At 73.3% G+C, this 14665-nt stretch carries 13 protein-coding genes and 1 riboswitch; of the genes, 9 read left to right on the plus strand and 4 right to left on the minus strand.

The window, feature by feature from the left end; genetic code table 11:
* Nucleotides 1–30 precede the first annotated feature (30 nt).
* Nucleotides 31–687 carry a hypothetical protein gene (locus tag ACIBG6_RS34340; RefSeq protein WP_399226627.1) on the minus strand — a complete coding sequence of 219 codons (657 nt, stop codon included), beginning with the start codon at nt 685–687 and terminating at the stop codon, nt 31–33.
* A gap of 103 nt (nt 688–790) precedes the next feature.
* Nucleotides 791–2104, minus strand: coding sequence for an MFS transporter (locus tag ACIBG6_RS34345; RefSeq protein ID WP_399226628.1), 1314 nt, complete (start codon nt 2102–2104; stop codon nt 791–793).
* Between the two features lie 171 nt (nt 2105–2275).
* Here ACIBG6_RS34345 and ACIBG6_RS34350 point away from each other — a divergent pair, with 171 nt between their 5' ends.
* From ACIBG6_RS34350 to ACIBG6_RS34390, 9 genes are all read left to right on the plus strand, one after another.
* The gene (locus tag ACIBG6_RS34350) at nt 2276–3313 is read left to right on the plus strand and encodes an ABC transporter substrate-binding protein (RefSeq protein WP_399226629.1); all 1038 of its coding nucleotides are present in this window, start codon (nt 2276–2278) and stop codon (nt 3311–3313) included.
* Nucleotides 3303–4463, plus strand: coding sequence for a FecCD family ABC transporter permease (locus ACIBG6_RS34355; RefSeq protein ID WP_399226630.1), 1161 nt, complete (start codon nt 3303–3305; stop codon nt 4461–4463). Before ACIBG6_RS34350 ends, ACIBG6_RS34355 begins: the two co-directional genes overlap by 11 nt.
* Nucleotides 4460–5263, plus strand: coding sequence for an ABC transporter ATP-binding protein (locus ACIBG6_RS34360; protein WP_399226631.1), 804 nt, complete (start codon nt 4460–4462; stop codon nt 5261–5263). Before ACIBG6_RS34355 ends, ACIBG6_RS34360 begins: the two co-directional genes overlap by 4 nt.
* Nucleotides 5264–5274: 11 nt before the next feature.
* Nucleotides 5275–6156 (plus strand): Rossmann-like domain-containing protein, encoded by an 882-nt coding sequence (locus ACIBG6_RS34365; RefSeq protein WP_399226632.1) that lies wholly within the window; start codon nt 5275–5277, stop codon nt 6154–6156.
* Nucleotides 6153–7172 (plus strand): GHMP kinase, encoded by a 1020-nt coding sequence (locus tag ACIBG6_RS34370; protein ID WP_399226633.1) that lies wholly within the window; start codon nt 6153–6155, stop codon nt 7170–7172. The genes ACIBG6_RS34365 and ACIBG6_RS34370 overlap by 4 nt, the downstream gene beginning before the upstream one ends.
* Nucleotides 7093–8106 carry a pyridoxal-phosphate dependent enzyme gene (locus ACIBG6_RS34375; RefSeq protein WP_399226634.1) on the plus strand — a complete coding sequence of 338 codons (1014 nt, stop codon included), beginning with the start codon at nt 7093–7095 and terminating at the stop codon, nt 8104–8106. Before ACIBG6_RS34370 ends, ACIBG6_RS34375 begins: the two co-directional genes overlap by 80 nt.
* A gap of 144 nt (nt 8107–8250) precedes the next feature.
* A complete protein-coding gene (locus ACIBG6_RS34380; RefSeq protein ID WP_399226635.1) occupies nt 8251–8529 on the plus strand; it encodes a polyprenyl synthetase in 279 nt (92 codons plus the stop codon).
* On the plus strand, nt 8519–9571 hold the full coding sequence (locus tag ACIBG6_RS34385) for a polyprenyl synthetase family protein (RefSeq protein WP_399226637.1): 1053 nt from the start codon (nt 8519–8521) through the stop codon (nt 9569–9571). The genes ACIBG6_RS34380 and ACIBG6_RS34385 overlap by 11 nt, the downstream gene beginning before the upstream one ends.
* A 46-nt stretch (nt 9572–9617) precedes the next feature.
* Complete coding sequence (locus ACIBG6_RS34390) at nt 9618–10781, plus strand: oxygenase MpaB family protein (RefSeq protein ID WP_399226638.1); 1164 nt, start codon at nt 9618–9620, stop codon at nt 10779–10781.
* A gap of 94 nt (nt 10782–10875) precedes the next feature.
* Here ACIBG6_RS34390 and metE read toward each other — a convergent pair whose 3' ends face one another.
* Nucleotides 10876–13194 (minus strand): 5-methyltetrahydropteroyltriglutamate--homocysteine S-methyltransferase, encoded by a 2319-nt coding sequence (gene metE, locus ACIBG6_RS34395; protein WP_399226639.1) that lies wholly within the window; start codon nt 13192–13194, stop codon nt 10876–10878.
* A 187-nt stretch (nt 13195–13381) separates the two neighbouring features.
* A riboswitch (cobalamin riboswitch) is annotated at nt 13382–13531 on the minus strand.
* A gap of 131 nt (nt 13532–13662) precedes the next feature.
* Entirely contained in the window at nt 13663–14568 is a 906-nt protein-coding gene (locus ACIBG6_RS34400) for a hypothetical protein (RefSeq protein ID WP_399226640.1), read from the minus strand.
* Nucleotides 14569–14665: the final 97 nt, after the last annotated feature.

The raw sequence follows: 14665 nt of genomic DNA on the forward strand, positions 1-14665 counted from the left end.
ATGCCCGCGGGGTTCCGCCTGCGACGTGGTTCACCGGGGCGCGGTGAGGCCCGCGAGGGCGAGTGCTCTGGCCACGGCCGGCCGGTCCCGCGGTTCGCCGTCCGGGTCGGTGGGGCGCAGCCGCTCCAGCAGGAGACCCGGCTCCAGCCGGTGTGCCTCGGCTTCGGCCAGAAGGGTGTCCGCGCTCGGCCCGTCGGTGGTGCCGTCGATGTGGTCGGACAGTTCGCTCAGCGTGCGGTCCCGGTCGACGAAGTCGCTCATGCCGCACTCCAGGCCGTCGTCGCCGAGGTCGTCGGGGTAGGGCGCGCGGGCCCAGGACCCGTTCTCGTACCAGTAGACGCAGCCCAGCTCGTAGCCCTTGAGCCGGTCGTGCAGTTCGTCGTACGGGAGCCAGTCCGGGCCGCCCGCCAGCATGTCGATCGGCGGCTCGTGCCACTTGACGCCGCTCGCCTCGTCCTCGCCGTAGAGCACGAACCGGCCCTCGCCCATCCGGGACATGGTCCACCAGGTGCAGCCGGCGTCGTCGTGGTGGAGCCCCTCGTCGTCGATCCAGCGGCCGGTGCGGTGGCCGCTCGCGCGCCCCTCCTCCCTCGTGGTCGCGCTCAGCGAGGCGAGCAGCGCCCACCGGGCCCACAGGGCCTCGCCCGCCGGAAGGTCCTCCGGCAGTCCCGGACGGTGAATGGTCATCCTTGCCCCCGTGTGTCGTCGTCCCGACTCGAGAGAGTCGTCGAACGGAGACCGTAGCGGAGGGGTCCGACACGATCTCCGTTCGATGCCTTCCGTCAGTCCGTCAGTCCGTCTTCGCCGGGGCCGGGGCCGGGGCCGTGCGTGCGAAGTGGCGGGCCGACGGTGTCAGCGCCGCCGCGGCCGGTACGAGGAAGCAGGCGGCGGCGCAGGCGCCGAGTACGGGCGTGACCCCGAAGGCGTCGATCGCCGGGGCGATCAGGGCCAGGCCGACCGGCGCGAGGCCGTAGGACACGAGGAAGTCCAGCGAGGAGACGCGGGCCAGCTTGTCCGGGGCGACCTCTCGCTGGGTGGCCGTGAACCAGGGCACGTTGAACAGCTCGATCCCGATCCCGGCGACGGCGTACGCGGCGACGACCACGAGCGGGTGCACCGGCAGCATCAGGCTCAGCGGCGCGACGCCGTACGCGGCAAGCCCGGCGAAGGCGGCCCAGCCCTGGGAGCGCGGGCGCCAGCGGGCGATGACGAGGGCGCCCGCGAGCGCGCCCACGGTGTACGCGGTCATGGCCGCGGCCAGCACCCACTGGGTGCCGTAGCGGTCCCTGCTGATCAGGGGCAGCGCGACGCTCGTGGCGGAGTAGCCGAGGGCGATGACCGCGACGAGCGCGGCGAGTCCGGCGAGGAACCACGGGTGGCGCCGCGCCTCGCGTATGCCCTCCAGGAACTCGGCGCGGAAACCGGCGCGCGGCGCGGGCTCGGCGTCCGGGTCCGGCGTCGCGGTCGGGTCCGGCGCGGCGTCCGGGTCCGCCGCGATGGCGGCGCCCTTGCCCGGGACGAGCGCGGCGACCAGCCAGAGCAGGCCGATGCCGAGCAGCAGCGTCCGGACGTCGAGGAAGGCGGCGAGCAGCGCGGTCAGGGCGGGGCCGGCGAGGGTGGAACCGCGTACGGCCATGGTCATGGCGGCGTTGGCCTGTTGGCGGCGCTCCGGGTCGACGGTCTCGGCGGTGAGCGCCTGGAACGCCGGGCGGCAGGCGCCCTGTCCGGCGCCCGCGAGGGCGGCGGCCGCCGTCATCAGCGCGAGCGAGCCGCCGAGCCCGGCGGCGAGGAGGGGCGCGGCCGTCGCCGCCGCGAGGGCCGACCAGAGGACGACCGCGCGGCGGGAGTGCCGGTCGGCGAGCACGCCGCCGACGGCGACGGCGGCGAGGAAGCCGGCGGTGCGCGCGGCGAGGACCAGGCCGAGGCCGGCGGCGCCGAGGTCGCGGTGCAGCACGGCGAGTCCGAGGACGAAGGGCAGGGCCCAGGTCGCGAGGCCGGAGGCCGTGGTGCCCGCCCACAGGCGCAGGAACGCGGTGTCGCGGAGGATCGAACGCGGGGGTGGGGTATCGGACTTGGCCGCTGTGGTCGCGGGTGTGGTCGCCACGGTGTGGGTGCTCCTTGGAGGCATGGGAGGAGGGCGGGGCGGTTCGGTGGACGCCCCCCGGGGTCATTAATGAAAATGAATACCATTACAGTACCCTTCGAACGCGGCACTCCTGCCCGGTGCACGACAACACCCATGCCTTATCCAGGCCCCCCGCAGACCGGAGATCCCATGCGCCACCCCACCCGCCGCCTCGGCATCGCCCTGACCGTCCTCCTTGCCACCGTGGGCTGCTCCACGGCGGGCGGCGACACCTCCACGCCGGACGCCAAGTCCACCGACCGGCCGTCCGCCGCTGCGGCCGCCGTCACCAGCTGCGGCCGCCAGGTGTCCTTCGCCGATGCCCCCAAGCGGGCCGTCGCCCTGGACCAGACCTCGACCGAGACCCTGCTCGCCCTCGGGCTCCAGGACCGGATGGCGGGAACGGCCAACCTCAAGACGAAGATCCCGGCCCGGTACGCGGCCGCGTACGCCACGATCCCCGTCATCGCCCCGAAGATCGCCACGGGCGAGCAACTGCGCGCCGCCACACCCGACTTCGTCGTCGCCGGCTCCGCGGACCTGTTCACCAAGGACCGGGCCGGCACCCGCGAGGAGCTGGACGCCCTCAAGGTCCCCACCTTCGTCAGCGCCGTGGACTGCCCGCAGCAGAACCCGTCCGGCACGACCCCCTTCGAGCTGCTCTTCTCCGACTACGAGAACCTCGGCAAGGTCTTCGGGGCCGAGGAGCGGGCCGGCAGACTCGCCGCCGACCAGCGGGCCACCGTCGCCAAGGCAGGGGCGAACGCCTCCAAGGCCCCGCAGGGCGCGGACCGGCCGACCGTCGTCTACCTCTACTCCGTCTTCAACGGCATGCCGTACGTGGCGGGCGGGACCGGCCTGCCCAGCGAGATGAGCCGGATCGTCGGCGCGAAGAACGCCTTCGACGACGTCGACGAGGACTGGCCGGAGGTCTCCTGGGAGGAAGTCGCCCGGCGCGACCCGGACTTCATCGTGATCGGCGACCTGTCCGAGCGCGGCCGGCCGGGCGACAGCGCCGCCGAGAAGCGCGCCTCGATGACCGGGCACCCGGTGATCTCCCGGCTGGCGGCGGTCCGCGACGACAAGATCCTCGAGGTGCCGGGCATCGAGCTGGACCCCTCCGTGCGCTCGGTGCACACCCTGGGACTGCTGGCGGACGGGATGAAGGACCTCGGGTATGCCCGCTGACCCGGTCGGCCGGAGCGGGAGGGGAGCGGCGGATCTCCTGCTGCCCGCGGCCCGCGGCCCGCGGACGGGTGATGACGGGGGCGGCTCGGTCGCCGCCCACCCGCCCGTCGCCGCCGGTCGGCCCGTCGCCGGCCGCCGGCCCGTGGCGGCCCGGGTGGTGCTCCTCCTTCTCGCCCTGGGCGTTCTCGTGGGCTCGGTGGCCGCCGCCGTACGCATCGGCACCGCCGACGTCAGCTGGACCGGCCTCGGCCGTGTCCTCGGCACCCATCTCGGCCTGGACGTCGAGCCGTTGCCCCCGCTCGTGGACTCCCTCGTCTGGGACCTGCGTCTGCCGCGCGTGTTGATGGCCGCCCTCGTCGGCGCCTCGCTCGCCGTCTGCGGCGCCGTGCTCCAGGCGGTCACCCGTAACGCGCTCGCCGACCCCTACCTGCTCGGCGTCTCCTCCGGCGCGTCGACAGGAGCCGTCACCGTAGTCGTCCTCGGAGTGGGCGCGAGCGCGCTCGGCGTCACCGGAGGCGCGCTCGTCGGCGCCCTGCTGTCCTTCGCGCTGCTCCTCCTGCTGCTCCGGCGCAGCGGGCTCGACTCCGTCCGCATCGTCCTCACCGGCGTGGTCGTCGGCCATCTCTTCACGGCCCTGACCTCCCTCGTCCTCATGGCCTCGGCGGACGCGGACACCACACGGGCCGTCACCCACTGGCTGCTGGGCTCGATGGCACCGGCCCGCTGGGACACCGTCGTGGTCTGCGCGATCGTTACGCCGCTGGGCCTCGCGGTGGCGTGGTTCTGCTCCACCGCCCTCGACGGGCTCTCCTTCGGAACCGACACCGCGGCCTCCCTGGGGATCGGCGTACGGCACACACGGATGCTGCTCCTCGTCGTCACGGCCGTGCTGACCGCGGTGGCGGTGGCCACTGTCGGAGCCATCGGCTTCGTCGGACTGATCGTCCCGCACGGGGTGCGGTTCCTGGTCGGGCCGCTGCACCGGGTCCTGCTGCCCTACGCGGCGCTCGCCGGAGCGGTGTTCCTGGTCTGGACGGACGCGCTGGCACGGATCGCCTTCGCGCCCCGCGAGGTTCCGGTGGGTGTCATCACCGCACTCCTCGGCGTACCGCTCTTCCTGCTCGTCCTGCGCAGGAGGGGGGAACTGTGAGGATCACCGCCGAAGCGCTCAGCTGGTCGGTGGGCGGCACGCGGGTCGTCCACGACGTCAGCGTGGACATCGCCCCCGGCGAGACCGTGGGGCTGCTCGGTCCGAACGGCTCCGGCAAGTCGTCGCTGCTGCGCTGCCTGGCCGGCCTCCGGGCCCCCGACGCGGGCGAGGTCCGCTACGACGGGGAGTCCGTACGGCACTGGAGTGCGCGTCGCGTCGCCCGCCATGTCGCCTTCGTCGAACAGGACTCGGGCGCGGACAGCGACCTGCGGGTCGGCGACGTCGTGGGCCTGGGGCGGACGCCGTTCCGGGACCGCTGGCGCGGTCCGGACGCCACCGACCGGGCCGTGGTGGCCGCCGCCCTCGAACGGCTCGGCCTGACCGCGCTCGCCGACCGCTCCTGGAAGGCGCTGTCCGGCGGCGAGCGGCAGCGCGCCCACATCGCCCGCGCGCTCGCCCAGCAGCCGTACGCGCTGCTGCTCGACGAACCCACCAACCACCTCGACGTCAAACACCAGTTGGAACTGATGGAGCTGCTGTCCGGCACCGGCCGGACGGTCCTGGTCGCGCTGCACGACCTGTCGCTCGCCGCCCGGTACTGCGACCGGCTGCTGCTCCTGCACCACGGCCGGCTGATCGCCTCCGGCCCGCCCGCCGCCGTGCTGACCGCCGACCGGCTCGCCGAGGTCTTCGAGGTGGACGCCGAACTCACCGCCGACGCCCTGGGACATCCCCACGTGACGTACCGAGGGCCGCTCGGCGGCGCGGCGCCGGCACCGACACCCCAACCCGCCCTGTGAAAAGGAAAGCCATGACCCGGACGATTCCCGCTTCCTCCACCACCTCCACCTCCACCTCCTCCACCCCTCCCGCCCCGACGTCCGTCGACGGCCTCGTCGAGGCCGTCCTGGCCGGTGCGCACGGACCGCTTCCCTCCGAGCTCGTCGCGACCAGCGTGTTCTGGATCCACCACGGCACCCGCCTGGCCGGCGGCGACACCACCTACCTCAACCAGTACGTCCTCGTCCGCCTCGGCGGCTCGTTCGGCGGCTGCGCCTTCGAGGTCGGCGAGATCGACCCGTCGATCTGCCGTGACTCCTCCGGCACCCCGCTCGACGTGCTCCTGCGAGAGGCTCCGCGTCCGCTGCGGATCGCCGCCCTCGACGCCTACCTCTCCGAGGTCCGACCGCACAGGACGGCCGGCGCGGCGGGCGACGCCGAGCCGGTCACCCTCCCCGCCGGCACCCCGGAAGTCCGCGCGAAGGCCCGCGACGCGGCCATCGCGGGCCTGCTGGACATCGAGGAGGGTGCAGAGGTGGGTCTCATCGGCGTCGTCAATCCGCTCGTCGCGGCGATCCGCGCGCGCGGCGGCCGACCGCTGCCCTGCGACCTCAACCTCAGGACCACGCAGTGGGGCGACCCCGTCACGGCCGACATGCACGAGGTGCTGGACCGGGCCCAGGCCGTCGTCGCCACCGGAATGACCCTGAGCAACGGCTCGTTCGACACGATCCTCGACCGCTGCCGCTCCCGCGGCATCCCGCTGGTCGTCTACGCGCAGACCGGCAGCGCCGTCGCCCGGGCGTTCCTCGGCTCCGGCGTCACCGCGCTCTCCGCGGAACCCTTCCCCTTCTCCCAGTTCAGTGCCGAGGAGACGGTCCTGTACCGCTACCGGACGGTGGACGGCGCATGATCCCCGCCGCCCGCTCCGGCATCGGCACCGGGTACGCGCCCTGTCACCACGGAGAGATCCTCCAAGGGGTCTTCCTCGACGGCGACGGGCGCCGGTGCGCCGGACTGGTCACCCTCCCCATGGCCGGCCCGGGCAGCGGAGCCGAGTTCGTCCGCACCCCCGGCACGCCGGCCGAGGAGCTCACCGTCGTCCCCGCCGGCCGGAGGAAGGCCGTGCGGGCCGCGGCGCTCGCCGTGGCCGCCTGCGCCGAGCGGGCCGGACAGCCACCCTGCGGAGGGGAGTTGCGCCTCACCGGCGACATACCGGTGGGGTTGGGCATGGGCAGCTCCACCAGCGACGTGATCGCCGCCGTACGCGCGGTCGCGGACTCGTACGGGCTTCGCCTGACGCCCGAGACCGTCGCCCGGCTGGCGGTCCGCGCGGAGCTGGCCTGCGATCCACTGATGCTGGACGGCGGTCCGGTGCTCTTCGCCCAGCGGGAGGGGCGCGTCCTGGAAGTCCTCGGTCCGTCCCTGCCGCCACTGGTCGTGGTCGGCTGCGTGCTGGGCGGCGGAGCGCCCGTGGACACGCTGGCCCTCCCCGCGTACGAGCCCGACGCCGGCGACGTACGGGCCTACGAGCTGCTGCGCGCGCGGCTGCGCCGGGCCCTGGCCACCGGCGACGTCGGACTGCTCGGCCAGGTCGCCACCGCCAGCGCGCGGCGGGGCCAACACGTGCTCGGACACCCGGAGTTCGACGCCCTGACCGCCATCGCCCGCCGTGTCGGGGCGGCGGGCGTGCAGATCGCGCACAGCGGCGCGGTGGCGGGCGTGCTCTTCGACCCGGCCGCGCCCGGCGTGCGGCACCGCGTCCGCGGCTGCCTGCGCGCCCTGGACGCCCACGGCATCCCCGCCACCCGGACCTTCACGACCGTCACCACCACCAAGGAGCCCTGGAATGGACCAGCACATCGCGGAGTCGATCGGCCGGCCGGACCTGATACGTCTCGACGAGCGGCTCGTCTGCCTGCGCTTTGAGACGATGAAGGTGGTCTCCGCCCTCGCGGCGGTACGCCACCTCCTGGCCACCGGAGTCGTACGGCGCGGGGACACCCTCCTGGACAGCTCCAGCGGCATCTACGCCTACGCGCTCGCGCTGGCCTGTCATCGGTACGGCATGCGCTGTCACATCGTCGGCTCGTCCACGGTGGACCACACACTGCGCACACAACTCGCCGTCCTCGGGGCGACACTGGAGCAGATGGAGCCGTCCAGCGATCTCAAGCTCGACCAGAAGCGGCGCGTCGAGCGGATCCACGAGATCCTCGCCGAGCATCCCGATTACCACTGGATGCGGCAGTACCACGATGACATCCACTACCTCGGCTACCGCGCGATCGCCGACCGGATCCGGGAGGCGACCGGAGCGGACGCGCTCACCGTCGTCGGCGGAGTCGGCTCGGGTGCCTCGACCGGCGCCCTGGCCCGCTACCTGCGCGCGCCGGCCGACGACCCGCGCGATGGCGAGGCCGACGTCGAGCTCGTCGGCGTCCAGCCGTACGGCAGCGTCACCTTCGGCGCCGAGCACGTCTCCGATCCCGAGATCATCATCGCCGGGATCGGCAGCTCCATCCCCTTCGGGAACGTCTCCCACGAGCTGTACGACACCCTGCACTGGATCTCCTTCGACGCGGCACTGGCGGGCAGCGTCGACCTGCTGCGCCGGCACGCGGTCTTCGCGGGCCTTTCGACCGGCGCCGGCTATCTCGCCGCCCGCCACGAACGCGAGCGCACCCCCTCGCGGACGGTCCTCTTCATCGCCGCCGACACCGGCCACCGCTACGTCGACACGGTCTATGCACGGCACCGCGAGGCGGCGCCCGTCGCGGGCCTCGCCCCGCGCGACGTGACCGACCGGAGCGAGCTGGTCCTGCCGTGGTCCCGGATGCACTGGAACCGCGCCCGCGCGTGAGGACTCGTACGCTCCAGCGAAGTGATCACTCGTTGGTGAGTTCACCTGCGCCGTTCCCCGGGCGGGCGTGACGCTGGGGGAGACGTGGCGGTGAGAGCGCGGCCGGGGCACGGAGCTCTGGACGTGCCGCGGGCGGGGGACGGTATGACGCGGGAGTCGGGATCCGAGGCGGGCCTGGACGAGCGGGCGGTGCTGCTGGCGGCGGGGCTCGCCGACCTGGCGGTGAGCACCGTGAGTGCGGGACTCGGGGCCGTCCGGGGCCTGTTGAGGCGATCGGACGCCGCCGAGGTCGCGGTGGAGGCCGAGCGGGACCTGGAGGCGCGCGGTCGCCTCGTCCTCGACAGGTACGCGTCGCCGCCACCGGCCCACCTGGAGGTTCTCGCCCGGCACGTGCTGGCCCGGCGGGCCGACGATGACGTCTGAGCGCTGGGATGCCGCCGCGTTCAAGGCACGCGTCGACGACGTACTCCGGCGGTACGTCGCCCAGGAGGCCGACCTGTTGTCCGAGGTCGATCCCGCGCTGGGCCCGGTGGCCGAGCAGGTGGAGGCGGCGGTCGCGGACGGCAAGCGGCTGCGGGCGGCGTTCTGTTACTGGGGCTGGCGTGCGGTGGGGCAGCCCGACAGCGAAGCGCTGCTGCGGGCGGCGGCCTCGATGGAGATCGTGCACGCGGCCGCGGTCGTGCACGACGACCTGATCGACGACAGTCCCCTGCGGCACGGCCGGCCCACCGCGCACCTGGCCCTGCGCGACGCGGTGGAGCACCACCCGCGGCCCGCCGCGGGTGCCCGGTCGCTGGCCATGCTCGTCGGGGACCTGCTCATGTCGCTCGCCGGCCAGCTCTTCGTCACCAGCGGACTGCCGGCCGCCTACCTCGGCCGGGCCCGTCCGCTCTGGGCGGCGCTCGCCCGGGACCTGATCGCGGGCGAGTGCCTGGAGATCCTGCACACCGGCGCCGCCCCGGACACGGCGGCGTCCCTGAAGGTGATCCGCTACAAGACCGCCAAGTACACCGTCGAACAGCCCCTGTCGATCGGCGGCGCCCTGGCCGGGGCCGGGCGGCGGCTGCGCGAGGGCTACTCGGCGTACGGACTGCCGCTCGGCGAGGCGTTCCAGCTGCGGGACGACCTGCTCGGCCTGTTCGGAGACCCGGAGGTCACCGGAAAGGCCGGCGCCGACGACGTACACGGCCATCGGCCCACCGCCCTCCTCGCGGAGACCTGGCGGCTCGCCGGGGACGAGGACCGCGGGCGGCTGCGCGACCTGCTCGGCCGGCCGGACGACCCCGACGCCCTGGAGGCCGTACGCGCGGTCATGCGGCGGCTGAGGGCACCCGAACGGGTCGAGGCCATGATCACCTCGCGCGTCGAGGAGGCGCTCCGCGCCCTCGACGCGCTGAACCTGCCCGCGCCGGCCGCCGCCGCGCTCACCGCCCTGGCGTACTCGGCGGCGGCCCGCCGATCCTGACGGACCGGCGGACCGACGGACGACCAGGAGAACAAGGAGCCCTGCCATGACCCGGACCGAGGCGTCGACGGACGCCCTGCGGAAGACCGGCGACGAACTCGCCGACGCCACGGTCGCCGCGCTCTTCGAACGCGGCGAGGTCGGTACGTTCAACACCCTGATGCGGTACGTCTCCACCGTCGGCGCTCCACTGCCGGACGGGCTGCCCGACGTCGCCCGGGAGTACCTCCGGGCCACGAGCGCCCCGCCGGCCTGGGTGGACTGGGGGGAGATGGAGAAGGCCCGGCTGTTCTTCATCGACAACAACGTGCACATCTCCACCGCGCTGTCCTTCGCCGCCATGCCCGCCTGCTACCTCGTGCCGCACGTGGCGAGGCTGCTGTCGACGACACACGGTCTGAGCTACCCGTCCAACCGCATGGCGGAGACGGGCCAGTTCACCGTCTACCTGATGCGGCCCGACGCCTTCGAGGCGGGCAGTCGCTTCATCCCCGCCGCGCAGAAGGTCCGCCTGCTCCACGCCTCCATCCGCCACCACCTCACCCGCGAGGACCGCTGGGACACCGGGGCCTTGGGGGTGCCGATCTGTCAGGAGGACATGATCGGCGGGCAGATGTTCTTCTCGATGCTCGTCCTTGACAGTCTCCACCGCCTGGGCATCCACATGACCTCCGAAGGCGCGGACGCCTACTACTACGCCTGGCGCGTGGTCGGCGCCATGCTGGGCGTCGACCAGGACGCCGTACCGAAGACCCTCGACGACGCCCGCCGCTTCCTCGACCAGTACATGATCCGCCACATGGGCCCCTCCCCGGAGGGATCCCATCTGACCCGGCAGCTGATCGACCTCTACGAGGAGGTCGTGCCCGGCACCCTCTTCGACCCGGTCGTCTCCGCGCTCATCCGCTACCTCGTCGGCGACACCTGCGCCGACTGGCTGGACGTCCCCCGCACCCGCTGGGACACGCTCGTCAAGTCCGTCCCCCACCTCCTCGGCGTCCTGGAGACCATCGAGGACCGCTCCCCGCTCGGCGCGTGGGCCCTGGACCGCCTCGGCCACCTCACCACCGTCCTCGAACTGTCCTCCCTCACCCGCGGACGCGTCATGCACTACGCCATCCCCGAGCACCTCAGGAAGGAGTACGGCCTCTCGTCCGCCTCGGCCCGTACTCGCCGCTGGACGCCACCGGCCGCCACGGTCTCCCCGTGATCCCCGTGCTGTGTGTGCTGCCTGTGCTGCTCGTGATCCCCGCGCCCCCGCCGCTCGGGCGGGGGCGCGGGGATTCCCTGGCCCTACGGCACGGTCAGGGGGTGGCGAGTTCCGCGCGGACGGTGCGGGCCGCCGCGACCAGGTTCTCCAGGGAGGCGCGGGTCTCGGGCCAACCTCGGGTCTTCAGACCGCAGTCGGGGTTGACCCAGAGCCGCTCGGCGGGGATGGCTTCGAGGCCGGTGCGGAGCAGTTCGGCGGCCTCGTGGGCGCTCGGGACGCGCGGGGAGTGGATGTCGTAGACGCCGGGTCCCGCCTCGCGCGGGTAGCCGTGCGCGGCGAGTTCGCGGGCGACCTGCATGTGGGAGCGGGCGGCCTCCAGGCTGATGACGTCGGCGTCGAGGTCGTCGATGGCCTGCACGATGTCGCCGAACTCGGCGTAGCACATGTGGGTGTGGATCTGGGTCTCCGGGCGCACTCCGGCGGTCGTGAGGCGGAACGCCTCCGTCGCCCACGCCAGGTACGTCCTGTGGTCGGCGGTGCGCAGCGGCAGGGTCTCGCGGAGAGCCGGCTCGTCCACCTGGATGACCGAAGTGCCCGCTGCCTCCAGGTCGTTCACCTCGTCGCGCAGGGCGAGGGCTACCTGCCGGGCCGTGTCGGCGAGGGGCTGGTCGTCCCGGACGAAGGACCAGGCCAGCATGGTGACCGGTCCGGTGAGCATGCCCTTGACGGGCTTGGCGGTGAGGGACCGGGCGTACGCCGTCCAGCGGACGGTCATCGGTGCGGGCCGGGAGATGTCGCCGGCGAGGACGGGCGGCCGGACGTAGCGGGTGCCGTAGGACTGGACCCAGCCGTGGCGCGTGGCCAGGTAGCCCGTGAGCTGTTCGGCGAAGTACTGGACCATGTCGTTGCGTTCGGGTTCGCCGTGGACCAGGACGTCGAGGCCGGTCTTCTCCTGGAAGGCGATCACTTCCCGGATCTCGGACCTGATGCGCTCCTCGTAGCCGGCGGTGTCGATCCGCCCGGCCCGCAGGTCGGCCCGCGCGGTCCGCAGCTCCGCGGTCTGCGGGAACGAGCCGATGGTCGTGGAGGGGAGCAACGGAAGCCGGAGGGCGGCGTGTTGGGAGTTCGCCCGCTTGGCGTACGGCTGGGAGCGGCGGGTGTCGGCGGTGGTGACGGCGTCGGCGCGGGAGCGAACGGCCGGGTCGTGGGTGATGGGGGAGCGGGCGCGCGAGGCGAGGTCGGCGCGGTTGGCGGCGAGTTCGCCGGTGATGGCGCCGGTGCCCTGCGAGAGTCCCTTCGCGAGGGTGACGATCTCGTCGGTCTTCTGGCGGGCGAAGGCGAGCCAGCGCAGGATCTGCGGATCGATGTCGCGTTCCGCGGCGGCGTCGAGCGGGACGTGCAGCAGGGAGCAGGAGGCCGCCACGTCGACGCGGTCGGCGAGACCGAGGAGGGTGCCGAGCGTGGTGAGCGACGCGGTCAGGTCGTTGACCCAGATGTTGCGGCCGTTGACCACTCCCGCGACGAGTCGCTTGCCGGGCAGGCCGCCGACGGCGGCGAGCGCGTCCAGGTTGGCGGCCGCCCGCTCGGTGAAGTCGAGGGCCAGCCCCTCGACCGGCGCCTTGGCCAGCACCGGGAGGGCGTCGCCGAGCCGGTCGAAGTAGGAGGCGACCAGGAGCTTCGGCCGGTCCGTGAGGCCGCCGAGGTCGCGGTAGGCGCGTGCGGCGGTGTTCAGTTCCGCCGGGGTGCGGTCCTGGACGAGGGCGGGCTCGTCGAGCTGCACCCAGTCGGCGCCCGCCGCGCGGAGGTCGGCGAGGACCTCGGCGTACACCGGAAGCAGCCGGTCGAGGAGGGTGAGCGGATCGAAGTCGGCCGCCACGCCGGGCGCCGGCTTGGCGAGAAGCAGGTAGGTGACGGGTCCGACCAGGACGGGCCGGGCGCCGAGGCCCAGGTCGAGGGCTTCCCTGAGGCCCGTGACCTGCTGGGAGGAGTCGGCCGCGAAGACCGTGTCAGGACCCAACTCCGGGACAAGATAGTGGTAGTTGGTGTCGAACCACTTGGTCATCTCCAGCGGTGCGACGTCCTGGGTGCCACGTGCCATGGCGAAGTACCCGTCGAGCGGATCCGCCGCGACGGCGGCCCGGTGGCGGGCGGGGATCGCGCCGACCATGACGGTGGTGTCGAGGACGTGGTCGTAGTACGAGAAGTCGCCGGTGGGGACCTCGTCGATACCGGCGGCGGCGAGCTGCCGCCAGGTGGTGCGGCGCAGGTCGGCGGCGGTGGTCCGGAGGGCGTCGGCGGTGACGCGGCCCTGCCAGTAGCCCTCGACGGCCTTCTTCAGTTCCCGGTCGGCGCCCTGGCGGGGGTAGCCGTACAGGGTGGCCTGCGCTGCCGCGGCTGCGGACTTGGTGGTCACGGAGATCTCCTTCGCGAGATGAATCCCTGAGATCCCGGTGACGGGACGAGGGCACGAAGGGGTGACGGAACGGACGGCGCGACCCGGCGCGGTGCGACGCGGTCGTCCTTCTCGCTCTGTACGCCGACCCGCCCACGAGGTCACCGGAACATCCGCGCGCGGAATCGTCCGCGTGCGGGCAACGGGCAGGTCTTCGGACTCGCGGGCACGTCCTCACGGGGGAGGACACCTAATGGCCGTCGCTTCCCAGACCCTTCCCGGGCCCAGTGCTGATGACGGCGGTCGTTCCCGCTCACCGCTGCGGGGCAGTCCCGGATTCCCACCGGGTTCCCTCTTACGACGCGTCCCGTCCGGCTGACGGGGGCGAACCAGCTGCACCCGCAGCGTAGCCCGGTCCTCGCGGTCTGTGCACGCAAAGGGGACTCCGGGGCCCCATCAGGCCCCGGAGTCCGTCAGGTCACGTCGTGCTCAGGCGCCGCAGAGGGACACCGTCCGTACGTAGCCGCCGAGGTTCTCGTCGTCCGTGCCCAGCAGGGTGTCCGTGGAGTCGGGCAGGCACTCCACCGCCTCGATCTTGTACTGGGGGTACGTCCCGAGCACGGTCGGGGAGGCCGCGAGCGAGACCCGTACCCGGCCCGTCGCCGAGATCGTCACCCGGCCGGCGTCGCTCACCGCGGAGTCGAACGGGCCGTCGTCGCCGGCGTCCGCCGCCGAACCCACGACGAGCCGGCCGGCGGCGGTCACCGCGATGTCGGAGATGTGCCGCGTGCCTGCGTCGTCCGGGTGCGTCGACCGGTAGGTCCGGTTCGTCACCGCGCCGAACAGCGGCTGCCCCCACGCGGCGAACGTCAGCGGCGCCGCGTACAGGGTGGCGGGACGGTCCGGGCCGGTACCCCGGTCCGCCCACAGGGCGGCGAGCTTCCCGTTCTGCGCGACGAGCGCGAAGCTCTCGAAGTCGTCGCCCTCGCCGATCGCCGGCAGCGGCGTGTAGTCGACGACCGTCGCCGTGGACCCGGCGACCTTCACACGGAAGAGGACGCCGCGGCTGGTCAGCGCCAGGTACTCGCCCGGCATCCCGGGGATGGCCTCGATGGCCTCGAGGTCGACCGGCTCCGGCCCGTCCCAGGTCAGTGGGGAGACGGTGTCGGAGCCTTCCCGGTGGGTGATCCGGGAAAGCCGCTGCTGGCCCGAGCGCTTGTTGTCGTGCACGGCCAGGACGCGCACGCCGGTTCCGTCCTCGGTAGTGCCCTCGTACGCGAGACCGCTGACACCGCTGCGGGCGTCGGCACCGACCTTCTGCCATTCCCCGGCGGCGCCTGCCGGGGCGGAGCCGAGCGTCGTCAGCAGCGCGGTCGCCGCGGTGAGCCAGGCCATGCGCTGCAACATCGGGAGTTTCACGGGAGTCGCTTGCCTTCTCTGTCCGACAGACGCGAGGTCACGCGCCGGACGTCAGGCTATTGATCTTGGTCGG

The sequence above is a fragment of the Streptomyces sp. NPDC050842 genome, assembly GCF_044456565.1.
In the GTDB taxonomy this organism is placed as follows: Bacteria; Actinomycetota; Actinomycetes; order Streptomycetales; family Streptomycetaceae; genus Streptomyces.